This is a genomic window from Mesorhizobium sp. M7A.F.Ca.CA.001.04.2.1 (assembly GCF_003998485.1).
GTDB classification, from domain to species: Bacteria; Pseudomonadota; Alphaproteobacteria; order Rhizobiales; family Rhizobiaceae; genus Mesorhizobium; species Mesorhizobium ciceri.
In genome coordinates this window covers 1-5773 of the sequence record NZ_RZQT01000222.1, presented here as the reverse complement: position 1 = coordinate 5773, position 5773 = coordinate 1, and the positions used below count along the sequence as shown (strand labels likewise).

The window sequence follows — 5773 nt, the reverse complement described above, 5'->3', positions numbered from 1 at the left end:
GGGCTGGGCGGCACCGTAGCCGCCACCAACGGCTCGGGCGGCCCGATGGCCATCCCGGTCGTGGACCTGATGCTCAAAAACATGAACGGCAAGGGCTCCATTCTTGCCCTCACGTATCACACGGGTGAAGTTTGCCGAAACCGCGAGCAGGTCATGGATGAAATGGCCGCCAAATATCCCGACATCAAGGTGACCAAAAACGAAGTGCGCATTCCCGGCTACTTTGAAGATGGCGCGCAGTACGCCAATGCATGGCTCGCCTCGCATCCGGCAGGCGCTGAAAACCTGGCGATCTGGGGCTGCTGGGATGATCCTGCAATCGGCGCGATCGGCTCACTGCGTGCTCAGAACCGCACCGATGTGATGGTGTATGGCATCAACGGAAATGCCCAGGCTCTTGAAAATATCAAAAATGGCTTCATGACCGCAACGGCATGGCAAGACAGCTACACCGAAGGCTACAATATGACAAAGATGGTTGAAGAGATCACCGCCGCCGGGAAGAGCTGGACGCCGAAAGCAGCCGAAGTGCCGGCGGTGCTGGTGACCAAGGATACAGTGGCGGATTTTCTGACCAAGCATCCTGACGCGATCCAGTAGGCGCAGCCAGCTTTTGACCGATAGTGTAACAGGAGATGCGGCAATGGCGATGGGGGCGCCCGTGGTGCCTCCATTTCTTGTCGTACGCAACATCAGCAAGGCCTTCGGTGGCGCCAAAGCATTGCGAAATGCTTCCCTCGACATTGTCGCGGGGGAGGTTCACGGGCTGGTCGGCGCCAATGGGGCGGGCAAGTCGACGATGATCAGGATTCTCGCCGGCCTCAACCATCCGGATCAGGGGTCGATCGAGATCGATGGGCACACAGTCGGCATCGAGACGGCGCACCGCGCGACGGCATTCGGCATGAGCTTTATTCACCAGGAACTGGCGTTCGTTCCGGGGATGACCGTCCTCCAGAACATTATGCTCGGCGTGCCAAAACGATCGCGCTTCGGCTTGACAGACTGGGCGGCCATCGCCCGCGATGTCGAGCCCATCGCAAGACGCGTCGGCATCACCGCCTCGCTCAATGCGAATGTGAAAGGGTTGTCGACCGCCGAAAACTGGTTGATCAATATCTGTCGCGCGCTGGTCCGCAAATCGCGACTTATCGTGATGGACGAGCCGACCGCCTCTCTCTCCGCCGCCGAGAGCGAGAAGCTCTTCGCTATCATCAAGGACCTCTCGGCATCCGGTGTGGCCGTGCTTTACGTCTCGCACCGCCTGGATGAGATTCTGAAACTCTGCGATCGGGTGTCGGTATTGCGCGACGGCAATTCCGTCGCCGAATTCACCCGTGCTGGGTTGACCAGGAAGGCGTTGGTCGAGGCGATCGTCGGCTCTGTCCATGTCGGTAACGACAGTAGGCCTGAATATGCGCCGCAGACCCATGAGATCGTCCTGCGCGTTCAGAACCTGACACGCCTGCCCAAGGTGCGTGGCGTAAGTTTCGAACTTCGCCACGGCGAAGTTCTGGGCATCGGCGGCCTGGTCGGTGCCGGACGCAGTGAACTGGTGCGGCTGATCTATGGTGCCGATCGCGCCGACTCGGGCGGTATGACGCTCAAAGGCAAGCCTTACGCGCCGAAATCGCCGCAGGCTGCGGTTGCCGCCGGGCTCGGCCTGGTGCCAGAGGAGCGGCGTACGGAAGGGCTTTTCCTGACGAAGAGCGTCGCCTTCAATCTTGGTCTGGTCAATTTGGACAAGCTTGTGCTCGGTCGCAGGGTGCCGCTTCTCAGCCGAAAGTCGCAGTCCTCACTCGCTCGCGAGACGATGAAACTGCTGTCGATCAAGACGGCAAGCGTGGACAGCCCTGTTGGCCGGCTAAGCGGCGGCAACCAGCAGAAGGTGGTCATCGGCCGCTGGCTGCAGCGCGCGCCGCACATCCTCATTCTCGATGAACCGACCCGCGGGGTCGACATCGGTGCGCGTGCGGAGATCCACCGCCAAATCCGCGAACTCGCGGCGGCAGGCATGGCGGTTCTCGTCATCTCATCCGAACCCGATGAACTGCCGGACCTTTGCGATCGCGTGCTGGTGATGGCGGAAGGCCTTATCGTTCGCGAAATGAGCGGCGCATCGATCTCGCGCTCCGCTATTGTCGAGGCAAGCTATGGTGAGCGGAGCCATTGACCGGGAGGACGACCACATGAGCGATGTTTCGACCTACAACAGGCGCCTCACACCAAGAGCCAAGGCTGGGCTCGGAATTTTCGCGCGCTACGCGACCATCCTCGGGCTGCTGGCGATGATTGTTGCCTTTTCGATCCTGTCGCCGAAGGCGTTCTCGACCCTGGGCAACTTCACCAACGTTCTCAACCAGGCCTCGCTTGCGATGATCATCGCCGGCGGCCTGACATTGGCGGTCGTCGTCGGCGAGCTCGATCTGTCGATTGGCTTTGCCGCCAGCCTGCACGGCATTCTCGTCACCGGCTTCATCGTCCATGACAAGCTGCCGATCCCCCTGGCCATTTTCATGGTACTCGCCCTTGGCGCGCTGATCGGCCTGGTCAACGGCTTCATCGTCACCAAGATGAAAGTCAATTCGGTGATCGCGACGCTGGGCGTTGGAACCATCATCACGGGTCTCGCCTTCGCCTACTCCGCCGGCGTGCCCATCGTTGCTGGCGTACCCGAGGCCTTCCTGCAGCTTTCGCTAGGCCGCTGGCTTTTCGGCATCCCCAACAACATCGTCGTCATGGTCTTTGTGCTGGGCATCCTTTGGGTGCTGGTCGAGCGCACCTCCATCGGCCAGGAGATCCAGGCAGTCGGCGGCAATCCTGCCGCGGCGCGCCTGGCCGGCATCAACGTCGATCGCATCAAGACGCTTGGCTTCGTCATCTCCGGCATATGCGCCGCCCTTACCGGCATTCTGCTCGCATCGCGGCTGGGCAGCGGCACGACAAGTGCGGCCGATTCCTATCTGCTGACGGCGTTCGCGGCAGTATTTCTGGGCTCGGCGACTTTGCGCGACGGCGAGTTCCATGTCCTGGGGACTTTGGTGGGCGCCCTGATCATTGCTTTCGGCTTCAACGGCCTCAACATTTTTGGCGCGCCTACCTTTTCCCAATACGTGTTTCAGGGCGCCATCCTGATCATCGCGGTCGGGCTTTCCAGCCTTGGCCGCTCACTTGCGGAAAGCTGAGGAGGATCACATGGCTCAGACTGTACATTGGGAGATCTATGTCATCGAGTTCGCACGATCTAAGAACCAGCCATGGGTCGATCTGGTCAACGGGATGTACGAAGACGGCCCCACGGACTTGCCCTTTTCCTTTGTTCTGGCGCGGCGCGGCGACCGCAACGTGCTTGTGGACACCGGCTTCATGAAGGACGAAACCGGTCCGAACTTCTCCGATAAATTCGGCATACCCTGGTGGATTTCCCCGGTTCGGATGCTTGCCGAACTGGGGCTGGCGCCTGGCGACATCACAGACATCATCGTCAGCCATGCGCATTTCGACCACATGGGCTCGATCGATCAGTTTCCGAATGCCCGCCTCTATCTACAGAAGCAGGAGCTGCTGTCCTGGCACGAGGCCATGGCGCTGCCACCGCAATACGGCTACCTGACCGCCATCATCGATCCGGACGATCTGCGCGCCGCCTTCGACGCCTCCGTGGAACACCGCCTCACACTGGTCGATGGTGACCGGGACGATCTCCTGCCAGGCATCCACGTTCGGCTGGGACAGGGCCACACGATGGGACAGCAGTTCGTAATCGTTGAGACTTCGCGAGGCCGCATCGTCCTTTCGGGCGATTGTGTCTACTCATCCCGGCAGATCACTGGCCACAAGCACGACGGTGTCTACCAGCCGCTCAACAATGCCGTCGGCAGCGTTTGGGATCAGCTCAAGACCATCGACCGCATCAACACCGAGATCGGAGGCAACCTCGACCGACTGATTATCCTGCATGATTCCGACCGCTGGAAAGGCCTTCCGGTGATCAAGGAGATCGAAGGGTTCCGCATCGTCAAGGCAGCATAAGATCGGTATTTTTCGAAAGACGGTTGGTTCGAAACCCGGCCTTCAGCCGCTCATCTCAGCCCCCGGCAGTTCAGCCGGCGAGGACGCAACTCTTCTGGCTTCAGCCGTTGCCGACCGAGGGTGGAATTGCTGGAGTTTTCGGTCTCGGCTTCGATATAGCGGATGGTCACCACACGGCTCATTTCGACTTTGATGAGACGGCACTTGCTCGCAGTACTTTGTTGTTGAGCGGCTTGCTCGCCGCCGTCTTGTCCATCGGTTGAACTTCTGTTGGCAACCGGCCAGGAAACGGCGCGCGCGTCACACCACAATCGGCACCGACGCGCCATCCATGTTGATAACAACACCGGTCACGTAGCTCGCTTTCGCGGAACACAGGAAGGCGACGACCGATGCGATTTCGGCGGGATCGGCCAATCTGCCGATGGGGATGGAGTCCCTCGCCCGGCGCAGCGCTTCGTGCTCACTTATCCCCTGGCTTGCCGCAACCGCTTTCATTCCTTCACTCACCCGGCCTGTTTGCGTGAGGCCGGGATTGAGCCCGACGATGCGCACACCGCGACCGGCATAGGCGTTTGCGAGGCCGACCGTCGCCAGCATCAGCGCCGCGTTGGCGGCGCCGCCAGCCAGATGGGTCGGCGAGGCGACTTTGCCGCCGTTTCCGATGATGTTGACGATCACGCCCGAGCCGCGGTCAGCCATCTTCTTGACCACTGGATCAATGACGTTGATGTAGGGAAAATACTTGTCATCCATCGCTGCGCGCCAGGCTTGCGGACTGAGGTCGTGTACCGGCGTGCGCTTTGCGGCCCCGGCGCTGTTGACGAGGATGTCGAAGGGACCGACGTCTTGCCACACCCTGTCCACAGCCTCTTTCGCGTCATCGCCCGATCTCAAATCCACGGCGATACCAACAGCACCCGGAAGCACGGAAAGGGCGGCATCGATGTTGGACGGCGACCGGGAGCAGATGACGATCCTTGCTCCTTCCGCCGTGAGCAACTTGGCGCAGGCGAACCCTATGCCTTTGGAGCCTCCCGACACCAATGCAATCTTGCCTTCAAGGCCGAGATCCATGTGCATTCCTTCCCTACAGCTACGGCTCCGATCCTATCAATCTGGGCGCTGTTCGCCAGCCGCAGGGATCATTCCCGTCAAGCATGCAAAAAATTGCTGGATGACACTTTCGAGCGCCGTTTCTGAATCGTGCTTTCATTCCCTGGTTCGCGTGTCCCGTCCAGATCATGCGCCCCTCCAGCAGGTTCCTAGTCCGCAGTCCAACCGCCGTCGATGACCATGGACGATCCCGTCATGAGAGAGGATGCATCGGACGCCAAGAAGACAACCGCCCCGGTTATGTCGCCGACGTGACCTATGCGGCCAAGCTTTATCTTGGACAGCACCTCCGCCTTGAAGGCCTCATTCTTCAGGAAATTCTGAGCCAGCGGCGTTTCGACAAACGTAGGGCAGACGGTGTTGACACGGATCTTGTGTGGCGCAAGGTCGATTGCCACCGCCTTCGTCATGCCCTCCATGGCCCACTTCGAGGCGCAGTAGACGCTGCGCGTCGCGGCACCGACATGGCCCATCTGCGACGACATGTTTATGATGCTGCCACTCACGCCTTGCTCGACCATGCGTCGCGCGACGATCTGCGCAACAAAGAAGGAAGCACGCAGATTGAGGCCCATGATATCATCGAAATCGGCCTGCGTTACATCAAGGAATGGGTTGGTGCGGT

The 5773-nt window shown here is 60.2% G+C and carries 6 protein-coding genes; 4 read left to right on the top strand and 2 right to left on the bottom strand.

The genetic code is table 11. The features are described 5' to 3' along the window. From EN955_RS33410 to EN955_RS33395, 4 genes are all read left to right on the top strand, one after another. The coding region (locus EN955_RS33410) for a substrate-binding domain-containing protein (protein WP_164769956.1) at positions 1–600 on the top strand (600 nt) is incomplete at its 5' end. A 43-nt stretch (positions 601–643) separates the two neighbouring features. Beyond that, positions 644–2173, top strand: coding sequence for a sugar ABC transporter ATP-binding protein (locus EN955_RS33405; protein ID WP_024502236.1), 1530 nt, complete (start codon positions 644–646; stop codon positions 2171–2173). 16 nt (positions 2174–2189) lie between these two features. Next, a complete protein-coding gene (locus tag EN955_RS33400) occupies positions 2190–3185 on the top strand; it encodes an ABC transporter permease (RefSeq protein ID WP_024502235.1) in 996 nt (331 codons plus the stop codon). Between the two features lie 10 nt (positions 3186–3195). Next, a complete protein-coding gene (locus tag EN955_RS33395; protein WP_024502234.1) occupies positions 3196–4032 on the top strand; it encodes an N-acyl homoserine lactonase family protein in 837 nt (278 codons plus the stop codon). Positions 4033–4332: 300 nt separating this feature from the next. Here EN955_RS33395 and EN955_RS33390 read toward each other — a convergent pair whose 3' ends face one another. Further along, positions 4333–5109 (bottom strand): SDR family oxidoreductase, encoded by a 777-nt coding sequence (locus EN955_RS33390; protein WP_024502233.1) that lies wholly within the window; start codon positions 5107–5109, stop codon positions 4333–4335. 188 nt (positions 5110–5297) lie between these two features. Continuing rightward, on the bottom strand, positions 5298–5773 hold a 476-nt coding region (locus EN955_RS33385), incomplete at its 5' end, for an SDR family oxidoreductase (protein WP_164760655.1).

Excerpts from the sequence above, each read along its gene's own strand:
- EN955_RS33405 (WP_024502236.1), top strand. The coding sequence starts at position 644 with ATGGCGATGGGGGCGCCCGTGGTGCCTCCATTTCTTGTCGTACGCAAC.
- EN955_RS33400 (WP_024502235.1), top strand. The coding sequence starts at position 2,190 with ATGAGCGATGTTTCGACCTACAACAGGCGCCTCACACCAAGAGCCAAG.
- EN955_RS33395 (WP_024502234.1), top strand. The coding sequence starts at position 3,196 with ATGGCTCAGACTGTACATTGGGAGATCTATGTCATCGAGTTCGCACGA.
- EN955_RS33390 (WP_024502233.1), bottom strand. The coding sequence starts at position 5,109 with ATGGATCTCGGCCTTGAAGGCAAGATTGCATTGGTGTCGGGAGGCTCC.